Source organism: Methanolapillus millepedarum (assembly GCF_032594115.1).
Taxonomy (GTDB): domain Archaea; phylum Halobacteriota; class Methanosarcinia; order Methanosarcinales; family Methanosarcinaceae; genus Methanolapillus; species Methanolapillus millepedarum.
This window is the reverse complement of sequence record NZ_CP131060.1, coordinates 1,465,411-1,485,638: the sequence shown is the minus strand read 5'-3', so window position 1 is coordinate 1,485,638 and position 20,228 is coordinate 1,465,411. Positions and strand designations below refer to the sequence as shown.

General features: G+C 42.7%; 16 protein-coding genes. 10 read left to right on the top strand and 6 right to left on the bottom strand.

The annotated features are described in order from the left end of the window. The first annotated feature begins 171 nt into the window (after positions 1-171). Complete coding sequence (locus MsAc7_RS06840; protein WP_338102173.1) at positions 172-957, top strand: Fic family protein; 786 nt, start codon at positions 172-174, stop codon at positions 955-957. Between the two features lie 157 nt (positions 958-1,114). Here MsAc7_RS06840 and MsAc7_RS06835 read toward each other — a convergent pair whose 3' ends face one another. The 5 genes from MsAc7_RS06835 to MsAc7_RS06815 form a co-directional block, all read right to left on the bottom strand. Then, positions 1,115-2,320: an ATP-binding protein gene (locus tag MsAc7_RS06835; protein WP_338102172.1), complete on the bottom strand. Its 1,206-nt coding sequence runs from the start codon at positions 2,318-2,320 to the stop codon at positions 1,115-1,117. A gap of 260 nt (positions 2,321-2,580) precedes the next feature. Continuing rightward, complete coding sequence (locus tag MsAc7_RS06830; protein WP_338102171.1) at positions 2,581-3,576, bottom strand: hypothetical protein; 996 nt, start codon at positions 3,574-3,576, stop codon at positions 2,581-2,583. A 565-nt stretch (positions 3,577-4,141) separates the two neighbouring features. Next, entirely contained in the window at positions 4,142-4,606 is a 465-nt protein-coding gene (locus MsAc7_RS06825) for a hypothetical protein (protein WP_338102170.1), read from the bottom strand. Between the two features lie 555 nt (positions 4,607-5,161). After that, positions 5,162-6,412 carry a methyl coenzyme M reductase-arginine methyltransferase Mmp10 gene (gene mmp10 / locus MsAc7_RS06820; protein ID WP_338102169.1) on the bottom strand — a complete coding sequence of 417 codons (1,251 nt, stop codon included), beginning with the start codon at positions 6,410-6,412 and terminating at the stop codon, positions 5,162-5,164. After that, complete coding sequence (locus tag MsAc7_RS06815) at positions 6,400-6,723, bottom strand: hypothetical protein (protein ID WP_338102168.1); 324 nt, start codon at positions 6,721-6,723, stop codon at positions 6,400-6,402. The genes mmp10 and MsAc7_RS06815 overlap by 13 nt, the downstream gene beginning before the upstream one ends. A gap of 744 nt (positions 6,724-7,467) precedes the next feature. On the opposite strand from MsAc7_RS06815, the gene mcrB reads away from it, so the two are divergent. The 9 genes from mcrB (at position 7,468) to MsAc7_RS06770 (ending at position 18,835) form a co-directional block, all read left to right on the top strand. Beyond that, positions 7,468-8,772: a coenzyme-B sulfoethylthiotransferase subunit beta gene (gene mcrB, locus MsAc7_RS06810; RefSeq protein WP_338102167.1), complete on the top strand. Its 1,305-nt coding sequence runs from the start codon at positions 7,468-7,470 to the stop codon at positions 8,770-8,772. 26 nt (positions 8,773-8,798) lie between these two features. After that, positions 8,799-9,371, top strand: coding sequence for a methyl-coenzyme M reductase operon protein D (gene mcrD, locus MsAc7_RS06805; RefSeq protein WP_338102166.1), 573 nt, complete (start codon positions 8,799-8,801; stop codon positions 9,369-9,371). A gap of 46 nt (positions 9,372-9,417) precedes the next feature. After that, entirely contained in the window at positions 9,418-10,017 is a 600-nt protein-coding gene (gene mcrC, locus MsAc7_RS06800; protein ID WP_338103479.1) for a methyl-coenzyme M reductase I operon protein C, read from the top strand. Positions 10,018-10,029: 12 nt separating this feature from the next. Continuing rightward, positions 10,030-10,791 (top strand): coenzyme-B sulfoethylthiotransferase subunit gamma, encoded by a 762-nt coding sequence (gene mcrG / locus MsAc7_RS06795; protein WP_338102165.1) that lies wholly within the window; start codon positions 10,030-10,032, stop codon positions 10,789-10,791. Between the two features lie 12 nt (positions 10,792-10,803). After that, on the top strand, positions 10,804-12,519 hold the full coding sequence (mcrA, locus tag MsAc7_RS06790; RefSeq protein WP_338102164.1) for a coenzyme-B sulfoethylthiotransferase subunit alpha: 1,716 nt from the start codon (positions 10,804-10,806) through the stop codon (positions 12,517-12,519). 270 nt (positions 12,520-12,789) lie between these two features. After that, on the top strand, positions 12,790-16,374 hold the full coding sequence (locus tag MsAc7_RS06785; RefSeq protein ID WP_338102163.1) for a choice-of-anchor D domain-containing protein: 3,585 nt from the start codon (positions 12,790-12,792) through the stop codon (positions 16,372-16,374). Between the two features lie 233 nt (positions 16,375-16,607). Next, a complete protein-coding gene (locus tag MsAc7_RS06780; RefSeq protein ID WP_338102162.1) occupies positions 16,608-17,390 on the top strand; it encodes a DUF2927 domain-containing protein in 783 nt (260 codons plus the stop codon). A gap of 44 nt (positions 17,391-17,434) precedes the next feature. After that, positions 17,435-18,157, top strand: a complete 723-nt coding sequence (locus tag MsAc7_RS06775) for a hypothetical protein (protein ID WP_338102161.1) — start codon at positions 17,435-17,437, stop codon at positions 18,155-18,157. 81 nt (positions 18,158-18,238) lie between these two features. Beyond that, positions 18,239-18,835, top strand: coding sequence for a LemA family protein (locus tag MsAc7_RS06770; RefSeq protein WP_338102160.1), 597 nt, complete (start codon positions 18,239-18,241; stop codon positions 18,833-18,835). 9 nt (positions 18,836-18,844) lie between these two features. Here MsAc7_RS06770 and MsAc7_RS06765 read toward each other — a convergent pair whose 3' ends face one another. Then, the gene (locus MsAc7_RS06765) at positions 18,845-19,822 is read right to left on the bottom strand and encodes a PDDEXK nuclease domain-containing protein (protein WP_338102159.1); all 978 of its coding nucleotides are present in this window, start codon (positions 19,820-19,822) and stop codon (positions 18,845-18,847) included. Positions 19,823-20,228 lie beyond the last annotated feature (406 nt).

Sequence of the window (20,228 nt, the reverse complement as noted above, 5' to 3'; positions counted from 1 at the left end):
TAAACCTTATGATAATAACCCGCCGCATAATCCGCCGCAAAGATTCCATACCTGTTTCCGGCACACCTATTGTTGAAATGAATCCCTGTGTCTCAGAACGGTGTGAGAAAGATAATGTTTTAAAGATTCAGATGATTAAAGCGGAAAGATTTGAAAAGAGGAGGAATCAGGATGGATGTGGCCGATAAAAAGTATTTTATGAAATTCAACGACGCCGCCGGACGGAAATTGAGACCCTTAATCAATGATTTTGAGAAAGATTTCCCGACCGCAACCGAACTTGAAGATTCCGACAACGAAATTCTCATGCTACTGGCCTTTTATTTGTGGAATTTGGACAAAAAGACGGACGTTATCAAAGAAAAAGAAGCGGTTCCGGAATTATATGAACCGACCGTCGAGGAAATCGAGCGGGCGATTTTGGCGTATCATGTTGTTTTTGAAAAAGAACTGACGGAAAAGAATTTTCATGAAGCGGTTCATTATTTGTCCGGAATTTTGTCGGGACCGAACAAAAAAACGCCGCGTGTTGAATACCGTCGTGTGCCGGTTGCCATATTTAACACACGCGGGAAGCGCGTTTATGCGCCGCCGGCGCCGGAGTATGTCGGCGCGCTCATGTCAGCTGTTTTTAATCAAATCACTCTGCTGCTCAAACAAGATCTTTCCGCTTCCGAAATTTTTTATCACGCGACACTCATTCACCTGAAAGTGATTCAAATTCATCCGTTTACGGCAAACAATGTCAAAGCTGCGGTTTTGCTCGAAAAATGGTTTTTAAAAGAAAAACTCGGAAATTGTTTTGTCAAACTGCCGTCCGAAAAATATTATTTTGAAAATAAAGACCGGTACAATGTCAATACGCTGACCGGGCTGTCTTACGAGACGATTGATGATGAACGCTGCCTTCCGTTTCTGCTGATGCTTCCGGAAAGTTTGAAAATTCGGGAAATTTAAAAGAGAAATGAAAGATTCCGAAAATTAAATATTTAAAAACAGATCGAAAAGACGGAATTATACAAAAGTCCGACTAATTTGCAATGACGTTGCAAATTAGTCAATAAATTGGGTTGTATTATAAATCAAAAAATAAAACCAAATTTTTAACCATTGGTTAGATGTATCCGACCGGAATGATATTCACGTCTTTCGTTAGCGGTAGCAAATTTTGATAAAAGCAAATGATTGCGCCTTTTCCTTTTTTGAGTCCTATTTTTTCCAAAATTTCAAAATTGGCGACGTCTTTTTGATGCGGTGAAGCTGTTCGCTTGATTTCAACCGGATAAAAAGTACCGTTTTGCTCAATCAGCAAATCAATTTCATCTTTGTCTTTATCCCGATAGAAGTAAAACCCGGCTTGTTTGCCGTTATACCAATAACTTTTCAGAATTTCGGAAACGACATATGTTTCCAAAATCGCACCGCTCATCGCGCCGTTTGACAAGGCGTCTGCATTGTCCCATCCGCTGAGATAGCAACATAGTCCGGTGTCTAAGAAATACATTTTCGGTGTTTTTGTTGCTCTTTTGGCAATGTTATTGTAATAGGGCTGAAGCAAATAAATGAGACCGGACGTCTCTAAAATAGAAATCCAAGACTTGATGGTATTAACACTCACATCGACGTCTTTCGCCAAATCGCTGTAATTCAAAAGTTGCCCGGTTCGGGAGGCGGCAACTCTCATAAATTTGAGAAAACTGTGTTCGTCAGAAATGTTAAGTAAATCGCGGACGTCTCGTTCAATGTATGTTTTGAGATAAGAGGCGTAAAATATATTTTTATCCAAATCCGGCACCGCAAACAATTCCGGATAAGACCCTCGTAAAATCAAATCATAGATTTGACGAATATCCGTCTGTTGTTTATTTTTAAAACCGCCGTCCGGCAAAAATGGTTCAGATTCGGGTTTTTGTTGTTTTTCGGAAAAAGACAAACCTTGCAGTTCCAAAATAGCAATCCGCCCGGCTAAACTTTCGGAAACATTTTTCATCATTTGAAATTGCTGCGAACCGGTCAGCCAAAACAACCCTTTTTTCTTTTCCCGGTCAATGGCCATTTTAATATAAGGGAAAAGTTCCGGAGCATATTGAATTTCATCAATGAGAAGCGGTGTTTTGTATGTTTGAAGAAACAAGTTCGGGTCGGTTTGGGCGAGTTCACGAATTTGAGGATCATCCAAAGACACGTAAGTTCTCCCGAGTTCCTTGTTTTTTTCAAAAAGAGTCGTTTTGCCGACTTGCCGCGGCCCGGTAATCAAGACCGCCGGAAATGTCGCCGTCACTTTTTTCAGGACGCCGGACAAAGTTCTTTCAAAATACATGTTAACCCTTCTTCACGTGATTTTTAAATATCTCGACTTTTTTGCAATGCTACTGCAAATTAGTCGAAGAAATAGATATAGATTTGGATGAGCAACTCAAAAGATTGAAATAAAATTGAAACAGAATTCCAAATGAAGAAACATCGCAAACTGAAGAAACGCCCGCAAACTGAAGAAACGCCTGCAAATGAAAATAGAATCGGAAAAACAGGCAGAGGCCTGTTTTTCACAAACTTGGCTTTACTTTATGAGTTATTTAATTATTTATTTTCCGATTTCTTCGACGTGGTATAGAAATAGTACACGCCGGCTGCCGCAATGACAATCACGACAATGCCCAAAGCAACCCAAATCCAGGTCATGGAAGACATGCTGTCGGTCTCTAAATCAACATTAAATGTGTCGGATGTTCCCGGAGCCGGACGGTTGCTGTTTGTAATCGCAATGGTCTCGGTTTGGTAACCGCCGGCCTCGACCATAATTTCAGCAATGGTCGGACCGTTGCTGTCCGTATTAATGGTGACAGACCCGCCGGTCACGTATCCGGTGTAAGCGACTTGGCCGTTCGTGTTAATCAAAGTGACTTTGGCGCCATCGACATTACAATTGACGATGTAGGTGCTGGTGCTGCTCGGCTGGGAAACCGGAGACAAAGTAATATTAACAGTAACGACTTGCCCTTGATCCATCGGATAGGTGTACACCGGCACGCTGGTGTTGTAGTAACCGCTGGCAGACGCACGGATTTCCGTAATCGGCGTGGCCGGAATGTAAATCGGGAACCAAGCATAGCCGTTTTGAATCGAACCGGTATAAACAATCATTCCGTTTGCGTTAACAAGCTGGACAAGCGCGCCGTTGACATTACAATCCACTTCAATGAAAGCAATATTTTCACCGTTATAATCGTCGCCGCTGTCTGTCGGAGCCAAACTGACCGAAACGGTTGTGGTCTGACCGGATGCCGGAGAATTCACGGAAACGACAGCCGTTTGATAACCGTCGGCGGAAATGACGGCTTCGGTAACGGGCGTTCCGGTTGTGTAAACCGGAATGACGGCATAGCCGTTTTGGATGGTGGCCGTATAAAGAACACTGCCATTTGATGCCAGGAGCTGAACGATGGCGCCGTTCACGTTACAATTGACGCGAACATCACCTTGATCGCTGCCCGGCGCCGCAAAAGCTGCACCGGAAAGAGCGAACAAAATAAATAGAACGATAAAAAGGGATGATATTTTTTTGATACTTCTCACAATATTTCCAACCTGAACATTGAATCGAAATTTATTTGCTAAATTTTAATCGTTAATCTTAATTTTTTGAATTTTGTAATGGGTTCATATAATACTTTTAATAAAGTCACTCTGCGTATATTGAACTCTTTTAACGGCAGGACAAAATTATTAAAAGATATTTATTAAATAGTAAATATGTTATTTATATTTTATTAAAGATTTTATTTATTTTTATGTATTTTAATAAGAGCAATAAAAATAAGGATTAATGCTGTGTCAAAGAGGAGATCAAAAAACCTCATAAATGAAAAAAATGAGAAGTTGATAAAATTAAATAAATTTAGACGTTAATAAAATTAAATAAATTGAGAAATTAATGAAATTAAATAAATTCAGAATTAATGAAATTAAATAAATTCAGAATTAATGAAATTAAAAAATGTTTGAAAAAATGATTTTTTAAAAAGTTGAAAATGGTTTTTTAAAAACAGATTTGAAAAATAGTGAATGTTAAGTTTTTGTTAAAAAAAGGATAAAGCCAAAGCTTTATCCTGTCTCAAGTGGGGTTAGAACTTAAGATTGATTAATTAAGTCCGCCAAGTGTCTTTTCCTTTTTTTCTTTGTAGTAAAGGTAAGCATAGGCAATGATCAAAATAATGATCAAGATAATTAAGATAATCGGAACCCATGGAACGGTCTTCTTTTCAAGGTTCACCGTGATGGTCGCTGTTCCGTTAACGGCCGGGCGGCAACCGTCACTGATGGTCACAACAGCGGTGGTGTATCCGTCCGCTTCGACTTTAACTTTTTCAACCGGTGTTCCGGTCAAATAAACCGGAACGGAGACTTGACCGTTTTTGATCGTACCGTTATAAGCTGCATTTCCATTGATGTCAATTAATGTGACATTGGCACCTTCAACATTGCTTTTAATGACATACGTGCCTTTGTCGCCGCCAATCGGATCGGCTGCAACGGCAACGCTCGCCAATGAGAGCAAAACCAAAAAAACAAAGAGAATTGAGATTAAGTTTTTAAAATTTTTCATGAGTACCCTTACCTTTATTTTATAATATTTATTGAGAATATTGAAATGAATTTTTCATAAAATATTCCAACCCAATGCATTTTATAAAAAATCCGGATTAACGGATATACCGATGGTATAAAAACATAGATAGTATATAAAAATGTCCCCGTATTAAACGGGGAATAATCGTCCGGACATAAGATTTTTCACCGTTCCGCACATGGATTTATTTTGATTGTTCAAGGCGTTTTTAGTGCGGTCATTTGTAATGCTTTTCGTGGATATGATTGGATTTGCGAGTTGGTCCGTTTTAATTTCTGTTGTTCTTCTGTTGTTCTTTTTTTTAAGACACTTTGTTACCGTTTTTCTTTTTTCCGTTTTGTGAATTTTTGCATGCATTTGGATTATGGGTCCTTCGTTTTTGCAACGTTTTTAGCATATGCGACCGGTTACGAATCGATTGAAATAAAGCAATTATGGGAAACCAAGATAGCAGAAACCGAAATAATTGCGAAATCAATCGATTTTGCCGGCTTTTTATTATATAAAATAAATTATATATAAGATTATGTTTTAATCTTTTTTCGGAGGAAGACCGAGTGAATTGATTCGGTCGATCAATTCTGAAAATGCCTGAACCTCAAACTCAATGATTTCTTCCTGTGTCATGCCGGCCGACATTTCCCCGTCCATTGAAAGCGTGTCCGGCCCTCGTCGAACAATTCGATTGAGGCCATCGGATTCCATAAATTCTTTGAGTTCGCGGTCATGCACAAACGCACGTCCCGGAATAAAAACCGTTTCCTTAATCTTTTTCATATCGTTCGGACTTAATCTCTTAAAATCTTCAATTGTAATCAAGCAGCCGATGTCCTTAGGAACGGCAACAACATTGACAAGTCCGCCGAGTTTTTCAAAAATTTCAGTTAATCGAGGTTCTGCGGCCTTTCCGGTAATGACGGTCGCTTCTTTTGTGATTTTCGGCAGTTTGAGAAGAGCTTTTGAATCATTACGAATCGCAAACGGAGAATCCAAAATCGGATCGCAAAGCGGCGTTCCTGAAATTCGGAGATTCGGATGATTTTTGGCGGCGTTTTTCACAATTTCAGAAAATTCCGGAATCGTATGCGGCACAATCCCCGGCATAACCGGTTCGTTTCGAAGAATCAAACCGTTTTCATAACTGTTGGCAAACCGCATCAAAAGCGCGCCTTTAGCGCCGGCTTTTTCAAGCCAGGAAAGCGTTTCATCCAAAACGGCGCCGTCGTTGATGCCCGGAACAAGAACAATCGCCGCATAAACGCTGCAGCCGGCACACAATTGTTCAAAAACCGCCAGCGACATTTCGGGTTCGGGGTCGCGCATATATTCACGCCGAAGCGCCGGGTCGGATGCAAAAAGTGTAAAATTAACTTCGGAAACGCCTGAGCCGAGCAAAACCGGCGCTTCTTTTCCCAAAAAACCTTTCCCGCTGGTGTAGCCGATTTTGACCGGAAGCCCGAATTCGGACAAAAAAGAAAGCAAAGAATAAAAATCAGGATAACAGCTGACGTCGCCGCCGCCGGTGATCATAAATCCAGTGATGTCATCCGGGTTTGCTTGTGAGAGTTTTTGAGCCGTTTCATCCAAAACCTGGCGCATCGGCTTAAACCCGGAATATGATTCCCGAACGCTTCGCGTGCAGTAGTCACAGCCTTTTTTAAACGGAAGACAATATTTGCAGCCGAGAGGTTCGGCATCTTTGACTTTTTTGAAATAGCAATATTGACAAAATCCACGGCAATCCACCCCGGGATTTCCACCAACATCGATCAAGATATCCATGACAGAAAAAAGAAAAGTCTTCTATTAATAATATGTGCTTGGGAAATGAAGGACGGAAATCCGCCATCTGAACCATTTGGTGCTTGCCTGTATTTTTCAGTTCCGATTGCATCTGCCGTTGACTGTTCCGATTGCACCTGCCGTTGACTGTTCCGATTGCACCTGCCGTTGACAGTTCCGATTGCATCTGCTGTTGACTGTTCCGATTGCATCTGCCGTTTACAGTTCCGATTGCACCTGCCGTTGACTGTTCCGATTGCACCTGCCGTTGACTGTTCCGATTGCACCAGCTGTTTATGAAATTCATTCATTTCATTGAAATCCGGTTAAACAGACGCATCGCGTCTGTTTAACCGGGATGGTTTGCTTGGGATTTTGAAAGAATCGGGACATATTTTCAGTGACCGATGGAAACCATTTTCAATATTTGATGAAGTTGCATGACAAATTACTAAAAACGTCCCCACAAAATGTAAAAAATAAACAAACCGACCCGTAACTTGATTATTTTTCAAAAAATGTGTCGCAATAACGCACGTGCACCCCGCCCTTTCAAAAAAACAAAACAAAAAGAATCGAAAAAAATAGAAACAAAACATAATGATAGATCATTACTATTTTTCGGCAAAAAGAATTCAAAGAAAAATAAAAGAATTCAAACCGAAAATAAAAATTTGCATAAAATAATTCTTCTGTTTCGAAAATGGTTGATGACGTTTTTTGACGGATACATAAACATTAATTAAAAATGTTTTGATTCAATAAATTGATGGTTTTGAAAAAAAACAACGATTTTTAAAAAAAATGACCGAGATTCAAAGTATTAACACGTTTTCAATTCAAAATAATACCCCGTGCTAAAAATATATTTTGTCGTATTCGCTCACCGATTTTCAAAATGATTTTTGGTTAACAAATCTCAAAAGCTTTAAGTATAAAACTTACGAATTGGATAGATGATTGGAATGGTAAAGAAGTGCAGTGATATTATCTCTGCTTTTTGAATTTTTTATCATAGCCAATTTTTGTTTTAAATATTTAAGGAGGATATATCCGTGTCTGACACAGTAGATATCTACAGCGATAGAGGAAAACTCTTAGAGAGCAATGTCAACATTAGAGACCTTGCCCCGACAAAAAACAAGGCAGTCCAAAAAATCATTATGGACACTAAAAGATCGGTCGCAGTCAACCTTGCCGGAATTGAGAAATCACTCTCCACCGGAAAGATGGGCGGCGCTGCAAAGCAAATTCTCGGACGCAAACTTGAGTACAAAATCGTTGCGGACTCAGGCGCGCTCTCCGACGCCATCAAAAAGCTCGTCCAAGTTGACGCAGGCGACGACACAGTTGTAAAGCCCCTCGCCGGCGGAAAACAACTCTTGGTCCAAGTCCCAACCTCCAGATTAATAGCGAGTGCGGACTCTACCACCTCCATGACCGTCACTGCCGCCGCAGTTACCCAAGCGATTCTTGACACATACAACACCGACATGTACGACTCCATGATGGTCAAAGCCGCCATTTGGGGCAGCTACCCGCAAACCGTCGGTATGGCCGGAAGCCCGATCAAAGGAATTCTCGACATCCCGCAAAACAACGAAGGTCTCGGATACTCGCTCAGAAACATCACATCCAATCACGTTGCCGCTATCACCAAAAGAAATGCGATGAACGCAGCCGCGCTCTCCTCCATTTATGAGCAAGCCGGCATCTTTGAAATGGGCGGTGCTGTTGGCGAATTCGAAAGACACCAACTCCTCGGCTTAGCCTACCAGGGCTTAAACGCCAACAACTTGGTCTACGAGATCGTCAAAGAAAACGGAAAGTCCGGAACTATCGGAACCGTCGTTGAGTCCGTTGTCAACCGTGCAATTGAAGCAAAAATCATCACCGTCGACAAAACCGGCCCGTCCGGATACAAATTCTACAAAGCAAACGACGTCGCCATGTGGAACGCATGTGCCGCTGTCGGAACCCTTGCCGCAACCATGGTCAACTGTGGTGCCTCCCGTGCCGCACAAGACGTTGCCGCAACCATGCTCTACTTCAACGACATCCTTGAAAAAGAAACAGGCCTTCCGGGCTGTGACTATGGTAAAGTTCAGGGTGCGTCCGTCGGATTCTCCTTCTTCAGCCACTCCATTTACGGTGGCGGTGGACCGGGTATCTTCAACGGTAACCACGTCGTTACAAGACACTCCAGAGGATTTGCCATCCCCTGTGTCGCCGCAGCCGTTTCACTCGACGCCGGAACTCAGATGTTCACCATTGAATCCACGTCCGCCATCATCGGAGACGTTTTTGGAACAATTGATGAATTCAGAGAACCCATTAAAGCCGTCGCAGGAGCCGTCTAAAATAACCAAGACAAGGTCTGATGTGTATGACAAATCCCACAGAATCAGGTACAAAATGCCCGGAACAACCGGAACTTGGGGACACACTCCAAATTGAGATCGTCCCGCAGCGAATTTTGAGTCCTGAGACCTCGGAAAAGCTTCTCGGAAGAATTTACGAATGCGACGGAATTGTCAGAGTCATGGTTCAAGGATCGCGTCTCCCCGATATGGTCGGATACGGACCCGGAAAAGGCGAAAAAGTCAGCCATCCGCTGAAAAAGCAAATTGAAGTGGAAGGACAAGAAATCAACATGAGAGTCAGCCTCGGGCGGCTCCGGATTGAAGTTCTCGACGAAGAATGTGTGGAACAAATCAGATTGGCTTGCAAAGAAGTCCTGAATTTTCCGTTTGAATTTTATGTCGGAACTTTTTTCAAGAAACACGCAACTGTTGTTGATTACGCCAAAATGGGACCCTGTGCCGATGAAACCCTTCTCGGAATGACAGATCCGAAAGCAAAACTTGACCAAATCATCTACATTAAAAAAGATGAGGACAGCGAAGACGACAACATAAGCGACGAAGAATGCAAAAGCACCTGCGGATGCAATGATTAAGAGATTAAATGATAGATCACAAATCTGTCCGATCGGTGAAAAAATGATGAACTTTAACCGGAACACCCAAGTTGTCGATTGCCGTTGCGGCTTAAGCCACGGAAAAGGCGGCAGTCTCGCCCGCGCGGGAACACTTTCCCAAGCCGGAAAACTGGAAGTCGTCGTTGTGGCGATGGGGTCGGGACGAAGACACGTTACAAAACCGATTTGCGAAATCACTTATGCCATCCGAAGAGAAAATATTCACACCGGTGTTTTGGTCCTTTATGCCGGAACCGGTTATCCCGATTCGGGAACCATGGGATCTTTCGGTATCGACCCGAAAGAAATCGACCAAATCAACATGCACAAAATGGCCATCATTCATTTCGGAAACGTCCGGAACCATTTTGTGAAAAAAGCCCGGGATATTTTCAGCGGCGTGCACATTCCCGCAATCATCATTTGCCAAGCGCTTGTGGATTTTGAAGACTTCGCCAAAGTCGGCATCAAGACACGCAACGTAAAACCCAAAGAGAAAGACATGATATCCGACGGTATGATCTTAAATATTGTGACAGGAGTCGCAAGAGGCGACGCTTGTTCAAGAGAGAAGTTGAGTGAGATTATCGTCAAAACAAAAGAAGCATTAGGCCAAATCCAATAAGGAGTTAATAATATGGCATACAAAGCACAATATTATCCAGGTACAACCTCTGTTGCAAAAAACAGAAGAAAACACATGGGTCACGACTTAGAAAAATTGAGAGAAATTTCTGACGAAGACTTAACCGCAATTCTCGGACACCGCGCTCCGGGTCAAGACTACCCGAGCACCCACCCGCCGCTCGCCGAAATGGAAGAGCCGCCGTGCCCGGTCAGAGAAATTGTTGAGCCGACCCCCGGCGCAAAAGCCGGTGACCGTGTCAGATACGTTCAGTTCGTTGACTCTATGTACAACGCACCGTCCGTTCCGTACGTCCGCTCCTACTACGCCGCCATCAACTTCAGAGGCGTCGACCCGGGAACCCTTTCCGGTCGTCAAATCGTTGAGGCCCGTGAGAGAGACATGGAAATCATCGCCAAAGACCAACTTGAAACTGAAATGAGCGACCCGGCCCGCTCCAGCATCCGCGGCGCCACCGTTCACGGACACTCCGTCAGACTTCAAGAAGACGGCGTGATGTTCGACATGCTCGACAGAAGCAGAAAAGAAGGCGACGTCATTATCATGGACAAAGACCAAGTGGCCATCCCGCTCGACCGCAAAGTCGTCCTTGGAAAGCCGATGTCCGAAGAAGAATTGGCCAAGAGAACCACCATCTACCGTGTGGACAACGTCCCGTACAGATCCGATGCAGAAGCAATCGAATGGGTCCACAGAGTGTACTTACAGAGAACCCAGTACGGTTTCAAACCGGGATCAAACAAAGCCCAGTAAGGAGAGACAAAAATGGCACAAGATATTTTTGCAAGATTTAAGAGATCCATGGAAATCAAATTCGGTGAGGACTATGGAGACAACAGACAGGGCGGCACGGACATCACCTCAAAAACCGCGAAGTTCTTGAGATTAGGCCCCGAACAGAGCCCGAGAAAGAGAGAAATGATCAAAGCCGGTAAAGAAATCGCGAAAAAGAGAGGCCTTGCCGGTTACAACCCCATGATGCACACCGGTGCTCCGCTCGGTCAGAGATGTATCACCCCGTACAGAATTTCCGGCACCGACATGGTCGTTGACCCCGATGACCTCCACTACGTCAACAACGCCGCAATGCAGCAAATGGTTGACGATATCAAGAGAACTAACATCGTCGGTCTTGACATGGCTCATGAGACCCTTGAGAAAAGACTCGGTAAAGAAGTGACTCCGGAAACCATCAACAACTACCTCGAAAACCTCAACCACTCCCTTCCGGGCGGCGCCGTCGTTCAGGAAATGATGGTCGAGTGTCACCCGGGACTTGTTGACGACTGTTACGTCAAGATCTTCACCGGAAACGATGAACTCGCTGATGAAATCGACAAACAATTCTTAATCGACATCAACAAAATGTTCCCGGCCGAACAAGCCGCACAGTTGAAAGCCGCCATCGGAAACACTTCCTGGCAAGCGCTCCACATCCCGACCATCGTCATCAGATCCACTGACGGCGGTCAGACCAGCAGATGGTCTGCCATGCAAATCGGTATGTCCTTCATCTCCGCGTACAACATGTGCGCCGGTGAAGCTGCTGTCGCCGACTTGTCCTACGCTGCCAAACACGCCGGAGTTATCAACATGGGAGAACTTCTCCCGGCCCGCCGTGTCAGAGCGCCGAACGAGCCCGGAGGAGTTTCCTTCGGTCACCTTTGTGACATCGTCCAGTCCAGCCGTGTGAACGTCGATGACCCGGCCAAAGTCGCCCTCGAAGTTGTCGGCGCAGGCTGTGTCATGTACGACCAAATCTGGCTCGGTTCCTACATGTCCGGTGGTGTCGGATTTACGCAATACGCAACCGCAGGATACACTGACGATATCTTGGACAACAACTTGTACTACAACATGGACTACATCAACAAGAAGTACAACCAAGCTGCCAAGACCGGAACCAACAACAAGGTGAAAGCCACAAACGACATCATCAAAGACATCACCACGGAATCCACCCTCTTCGGTATCGAGGAATACGAGAAATACCCGTCCGCCCTTGAAGACCACTTCGGAGGCTCCCAAAGAGCAACCTCCCTTGCGGCCGCTGCCGGATGCGGTGTCTCCATCGCCACCGGAAACGCAAACGCCGGTCTCTCCGGCTGGTACCTCTCCATGTACCTCCACAAGGAAGCCTGGGGACGTCTCGGATTCTACGGCTACGACTTGCAGGACCAGTGCGGTGCCTCCAACGTTTGTTCCTACCAGGGCGACGAAGGATGTCCGGCTGAACTCCGCGGACCGAACTACCCGAACTACGCCATGAACGTGGGTCACCAGGGCGGTTACGCCGGTATCACAATGGCTGCTCACTCCACCCGAGGAGACGCCTACACCGTGAGCCCGCTCGTCAAAGTCTGTTTCGCCGACGACCTTTTGCCGTTTGACTTCACCAGACCGAGATACGAATTCGGCCGCGGTGCCCTCAGAGAATTCGAGCCGGCCGGCGAGAGATCTTTGATCATCCCCGCAAAATAAGCGTGAAACTCAAATAAAAATTAAAAAACAAAATCCGATGACTTGAAAGATTCATCAGATTTAAGCCGGACAAACTTTTGCTTGTCCGGCCTTTTTTTGGCTTATAAAACACTCATAATTATTTTAGGAAACATATTAAAAAGGAAAAAGTATAAAAGCAACAATTTGATATATTCATAATCATTTAATATCCGAATAATATCCGAATAATATCCGAATATAATTTAGTTCTTTTAAGCTGAAATCAAAATTTGATTCAGGAAATGAAAAATGAAAAAATATTTATACGTTCTTTTGACACTTTGCTTTATTTTGACGATTCTTCCAAACGGTGCTTCCGCAGCGGATGCGCCGGAAATTACATACGTTTCAAATGCGCAAGGAACAGCTGGTGATCGTTATGGGATTACTGTTCTTAATCATTCGCCGGATATGAAAATTTATTTTGGGACAAATGAAGCAACAATTACTATGCAACAACCCAACCTTTCGAATTTCATGGTAATAATTCCATCCGGAACCGGTAAGGTAAATATAACAGTTGTAAACTCTGTCGGAACCAGCAATGCTGTTCCTTTTATTTATTACAATACGCCTTACATTACCGGGATTACACCGTCTTCCGGCAACAAATTACAAGAAACGGCGGTGACAATTACCGGCGGTAATTTTGAAACGCCCGTCAGTGTGATGTTTGGAAGTGAGCCGGCAACAAATGTTCAGCTTGTTAATTCAACAAGTATTACTTGCGTAACTCCTTTGAGTAACGAAGACAGCGCTTTGGTTAAAGTCACTTGTAACGGAAAGGAAAGCAATGAGTTTGTTTTCACGTATTCCAATCCCGAAGTTCATTTGCCCACCATCACGAGCGTTTCCCCTTCTTCCGGACCTGTGACCGGCGGCACGCTTGTAACAATTACCGGAACGAATCTGGGGGATGTTTCGGTAATGTTTAATAATACACCGGTGTCGGGAACTATAATGCAAAATGGCGATTTTATGGAAATACATGTTGTTACTCCCGCACACAGTGCAGGATTTGTTGATGTTTCTGTCACAAATCCGGATGGTACGGCAACTCTTACAGACGGTTTTGAATATGAGGCAGCAGATTATGGAATCTCACTCACACCGTCAACCGATAAAATATTTGGCGCCGCTGAAAAAGGATATGCTGCGCAAACCTCGCATGAAATTACCGTTGAAAACACCGGTACCGACAGTACGGGATCCTTAGCAATTTCTTTAAGCGGAACCAATGCTGATTCATTTACATTGTCTGCGTCTTCAATCGCTTCATTGGGAGTCGGAGGAACCGATAACTTTACAGTTGTTCCGAAAGACGATTTGGACGTCGGAAATTATGAAGCAACTGTTACCGTATCGGGAACAAACGGGATTTCACAGAGTGTGAATGTGAGTTTTACGGTGAATCATATTTATGATATTTCTCTGACGCCGTCAACCGATAAAATATTTGGCGCCGCTGAAAAAGGATATGCTGCGCAAACCTCGCATGAAATTACCGTTGAAAACACCGGTACCGACAGTACGGGATCCTTAGCAATTTCTTTAAGCGGAACCAATGCTGATTCATTTACATTGTCTGCGTCTTCAATCGCTTCATTGGGAGTCGGAGGAACCGATAACTTTACAGTTGTTCCGAAAGACGATTTGGACGTCGGAAATTATGAAGCAACTGTTACCGTATCGGGAACAAACGGGATTTCACAGAGTGTGAATGTGAGTTTTACGGTGAATCATATTTATGATATTTCTCTGACGCCGTCAACCGATAAAATATTTGGCGCCGCTGAAAAAGGATATGCTGCGCAAACCTCGCATGAAATTACCGTTGAAAACACCGGTACCGACAGTACGGGATCCTTAGCAATTTCTTTAAGCGGAACCAATGCTGATTCATTTACATTGTCTGCGTCTTCAATCGCTTCATTGGGAGTCGGAGGAACCGATAACTTTACAGTTGTTCCGAAAAACGATTTGGACGTCGGAAATTATGAAGCAACTGTTACCGTATCGGGAACAAACGGGATTTCACAGAGTGTGAATGTGAGTTTTACGGTGAATCATATTTATGATATTTCTCTGACGCCGTCAACCGATAAAATATTTGGCGCCGCTGAAAAAGGATATGCTGCGCAAACCTCGCATGAAATTACCGTTGAAAACACCGGTACCGACAGTACGGGATCCTTAGCAATTTCTTTAAGCGGAACCAATGCTGATTCATTTACATTGTCTGCGTCTTCAATCGCTTCATTGGGAGTCGGAGGAACCGATAACTTTACAGTTGTTCCGAAAGACGATTTGGACGTCGGAAATTATGAAGCAACTGTTACCGTATCGGGAACAAACGGGATTTCACAGAGTGTGAATGTGAGTTTTACGGTGAATCATATTTATGATATTTCTCTGACGCCGTCAACCGATAAAATATTTGGCGCCGCTGAAAAAGGATATGCTGCGCAAACCCCGCATGAAATTACCGTTGAAAACACCGGTACCGACAGTACGGGATCCTTAGCAATTTCTTTAAGCGGAACCAATGCTGATTCATTTACATTGTCTGCGTCTTCAATCGCTTCATTGGGAGTCGGAGGAACCGATAACTTTACAGTTGTTCCGAAAAACGATTTGGACGTCGGAAATTATGAAGCAACTGTTACCGTATCGGGAACAAACGGGATTTCACAGAGTGTGAATGTGAGTTTTACGGTGAATCATATTTATGATATTTCTCTGACGCCGTCAACCGATAAAATATTTGGCGCCGCTGAAAAAGGATATGCTGCGCAAACCCCGCATGAAATTACCGTTGAAAACACCGGTACCGACAGTACGGGATCCTTAGCAATTTCTTTAAGCGGAACCAATGCTGATTCATTTACATTGTCTGCGTCTTCAATCGCTTCATTGGGAGTCGGAGGAACCGATAACTTTACAGTTGTTCCGAAAAACGATTTGGACGTCGGAAATTATGAAGCAACTGTTACCGTATCGGGAACAAACGGGATTTCACAGAGTGTGAATGTGAGTTTTACGGTGAATCATATTTATGATATTTCTCTGACGCCGTCAACCGATAAAATATTTGGCGCCGCTGAAAAAGGATATGCTGCGCAAACCCCGCATGAAATTACCGTTGAAAACACCGGTACCGACAGTACGGGATCCTTAGCAATTTCTTTAAGCGGAACCAATGCTGATTCATTTACATTGTCTGCGTCTTCAATCGCTTCATTGGGAGTCGGAGGAACCGATAACTTTACAGTTGTTCCGAAAGACGATTTGGACGTCGGAAATTATGAAGCAACTGTTACCGTATCGGGAACAAACGGGATTTCGGAAAGTTTGAACGTGAGTTTTACGGTGAACAAACGGGCAATCGGATCAAGTTCTTCCGGATCAGCCAATGTTGTTACACCGTCGAAAATTCAAATTGAAGCCTGGGAGATAGATAAAATTGCGTCATCAAGTGGTTTTATTGTTATTACCGGCTTGCCGGATACATTCACATTTTACATCGGAGAAAAAGTTAATTGGACGCCGAGTCCTGAAGGCGGAACATGGACTTACGACAAAAACAGCCTTAAGATGATTGAAAATGGCGGCGAATATACATTTGAAGCTCTCAAGAAAGGTAATACGACTGCAATATATTCTATAGACGGTCTGTCTCATACGGTTTCAATAACTGTTGAAGAATCCGACCTTTCGCTGACAAAAATTAAGAATTTTTGGCCGGCGGTCTTACTTTTAATATTGGCCGTTATCTTTACTGCAATTATCGTATGGAGATACCAAAAAAAACATTCATCCGAAAAAAAGACATAAGAGAAAGGAAATAAAACCAGTAAATTGAAAGATTCATCAGATTTAAGCCGGACAAGCGAAAGTTTGTCCGGCTTTTTTTTGGTTTGTAAAAACATTCATAAATAACCGGTACAATATAATATTTGAGTTTAAACAAACGCGAAGGAGTTTGCGTTTGGAATCAAATAGAATTATATTTTTCATCACTGAATCCATAGAATTGATTTCCGGGATTTTTTAATGGGGTCTCACAAATGAAAGAAAATAATAATTCCGAAACCGGTGGTTCGACGCCTCAAAAACAGACGGCAGCTCAAACCATAAAAGGCATCGTCATTTTGGTTGTTGTTTTTGCCGTGATTGCTGTTGTTTTGTCACAGAGCGGCGCTTTTGCAATCATCAACCCGGGATGGGGTTTTAAAGTCCTGAACGAAAAAAGTTCCGAGGACTTTGACGAAGCGCTGGTGTTCATTTACGATACGCATTTTACGAAACCGAGCGTGAGCGGCGTCCAAAAATGGGCAACGCCGATTAAAATTAAGGTGGAAGGCAATCCGTCCGAAAAAGATCTCAACGCGCTCAACGAAATTATCGCGGCGTTTAACACTGTTGATGGTTTTCCGGGAATGCAAATCGTCAATAGCGGCGAAAATGTTAAAATCATATTTACGACAAACGAAAACTATGAACAAATCAGAAATATGTACACCGGCGACAGTTTTGACAAAAGCTTTTGTGATTTCAACGTGAGAAACGGAGAAATTTATCAAGCCAACATCATTATGGAACCGGGCGGACCGCAAGGTTACAGAAACAGCGTGCAGCTGCATGAATTTTCCCATATGATCGGATTTTATAATCACGTCGACGGAAAAACAAGTATTATGAATTACAATAACCCGGTTTCCGGAATGTCGAAAACCGATACATTGGCATTTAAAATGCTTTACAATCCGGAAATCCCGATTGGGATGCCGTACTTCCGAATGGTGGATTACTATGACAGCATGACTGTTGATGAATTTTTAAATCAATAAATCCAAAAATTTCAAAAACAAAATAAAAACGGAGGACTTCAAAAATGGAAAAACTCACACCCGAACAAATCACCGACGCTAAATCCAAAGGATTTTTGCTGAACAAAAACACGAACTGTTTTTCGGGACGAATCGTCGCTCCCGGCGGCGTTTACAGTGCCGGACAACTGGCTCAGATTTCGGAATGCGCCCGCCTGTTCGGAAACGGAACCGTCGCGTTTACATCCCGCCAGTCTGCGGAAATCGTCGGCATTCCGTATGAAAATATCGATCCGGCGCGCGACTATTTGGCTTGTTTGGCATCCGGACTTTTGTTCGGCGGCACCGGTCCGAAAATCCGTCCGATTGCGGCATGTAAAGGAACGACATGCGTTTTTGGAAACGGCGACACCCAAGGATTGGCGCGTCTTTTGCATCAAAAATATTTCCTCGGCCTGTCAAACACGGCGTTTCCGAGCAAAGTCAAAATGGCGGTCGGCGGCTGTCCAAACAGCTGCGTTAAACCGGATTTGAATGACATCGGCCTTGTTTTTCGCCGGCAGAAAGGAGAAGAAAAAATTCAGATTTATGTCGGTGGCATGTGGGGACGAAAGACAAGAGCCGGAACACCGCTTTCAAAACCGATTGGGCAAGAAGAGTTGTCGCCGATTTTGGATAAAATATTGGGATGGTATCAAAAGAACGCGAACCCGAAAGAACGTTTGGGTTTTGTGATTGAGCGGGTCGGAATTGAAGATTTGGAACAGTTTTTGTTTTCGGAAAAATAAAAACAGAACCATCAATTTATTTATGAAAACAGGGTATGAAACGTATTTCAAACATTATTTTTAAAAATGAGGAGGCATTGAATGGAACAGACTTGGATAATCATCATTATTTTAGCAATTATTGCACTCATTGGCTTTTTTACCTATAGAAAACTTGTTAAAAAACACAACGAATTTACATATTACAGCGAAGATGTTGAGAAAAGAGCAGCAGCTGTCGATCTTCAAATTGAAAAACAATTTGACATTATAGACTCAATGGCTCGTCTTCTTCGTCAATACGATCAAAAAGAATACGATTTTGTAAAAGATGTAACTGCTGCTAAATCCGGAAATGTCTTCCAAAGAGCAGCAACCATGGAGATGGCGATGCAAAAAATGTATCAAGTTGTTGAGCAAACGCCAACAATAACAGCAACGTCCATGTATAAAGATTTGAATGGCCAGATAAAAGCCGAAGCTGAAAAAACGATGTATTCAAAAAGGAAATATAACACTGTTGCTTCCAGTTATAACAAAAGAATCAGTATGATACCATATTCTTTTTTTGCAAAAACATGGGGATTTGAAAAAAAACCGCTTTTTAAATCATCGACTCAACTTGTCGAAGAGCATTCTGAAGGGATGAATGGAAAAAAATACAAATCGAAAGAGATCTTCGGATCAAATACAAAATAATTCATTATTTCAGTCCTCACTTCCGAATAATTCTCTCAACTTCTGCTGCAACAGCTTCTTGTCCGGTAATTGAGTTTTATATTCCGAAACCATTGCCGGAGACAGCGTTCGATTGAGTGCGTATTCAACCACGTCGTTATCCTTATCGGAACACAATAAAATGCCGATACTCGGATTTTCATCCGGTTTTTTGATGTCACGGTCCAAAGCTTCCAAATAGAAATTGAGCTGACCCAAATGTTCCGGCTTGAATTTGTCCGATTTTAATTCCATCGCAACCAAACACCGAAGTCCTCGATGGAAAAAAACAAGGTCAACAAAGAAATCACCGCTTCCGACTTGAATTTTGTATTCTTCGCCGACAAACAGAAAGTCCTTCCCGAATTCCAACATGAAATTTTTAAGTTGATGAATCAATCCCTTTTTTAATTCATCCTCACTATATGAAACCGGCAAACCCAAAAATTCAAACACATAACTGTCCTTGAAATAGTTCGTAATATCAGAGTTTAGAGCCTTCACGGAAGGAGGTAAAGTCATATTCCCAATCATGGTTCGTTCAAATATGCTACTGCTGATTTGCCGCTCCAACTCCCTTGAGCTGTATTTTTCACGCCCGCTTAAAAGTAAATAAAACTCCTTTTCTTTCATGGATTTTGTTCTGCTGAGAATAATCAAATTATTTGTCCAGCTGATTTCCTTTAACAATGACAACAATTCCGGATAATTCTTATACGTTTCATAAAACTGTTTCATCCGCCAAAGGTTTTTGTCGGAAAATCCTTTTAAGTCTGAATTTTTCAAGGATAGATAATCAGCTAACTCCTTGACAACCGACTGGCCCCATTCTGACTTTTCAATACGTTCACCGATATATTTTCCGACATTCCAATAGAGACTAATTAATTCGGCGTTCACCAATTTAATGGCATTAAATTGGGACTGTTTTATCAGGAAAACAATATCTTCAAATTGTTTTTGTTTCATGTTTTGCTTCATAAACGGCAAAAGAAAAAACATATTTAAATGGCTTTTTAATTTTTCAGAAATAGATACATTTTGATTGTATAAAATAAAACCCCAAAAAGAGTCACCCGATAGTGCTGAGAGTTTTATTAAAAAAGAATAACATATAGAGACATTAAATTGAAATAATTCAAACAAAGTGCTGAGAGAAATCAAGTAAAATTAAAGTAAACGCGCAATTAAAATGCTGATTTCAGCAACCACTTTTAAAAACAAGCCGACCGATGGTGCTGAGAGTTTTATAAAAAATAACCTAGATCAGAAGACATCATATAAAATATTTTTAAGAAACCTGCTGAGAGAAATTCAATATAAAAAAGGTTGAATAAATGAATCGACTGTTTTGAACAAAGATTTTAACGAATGA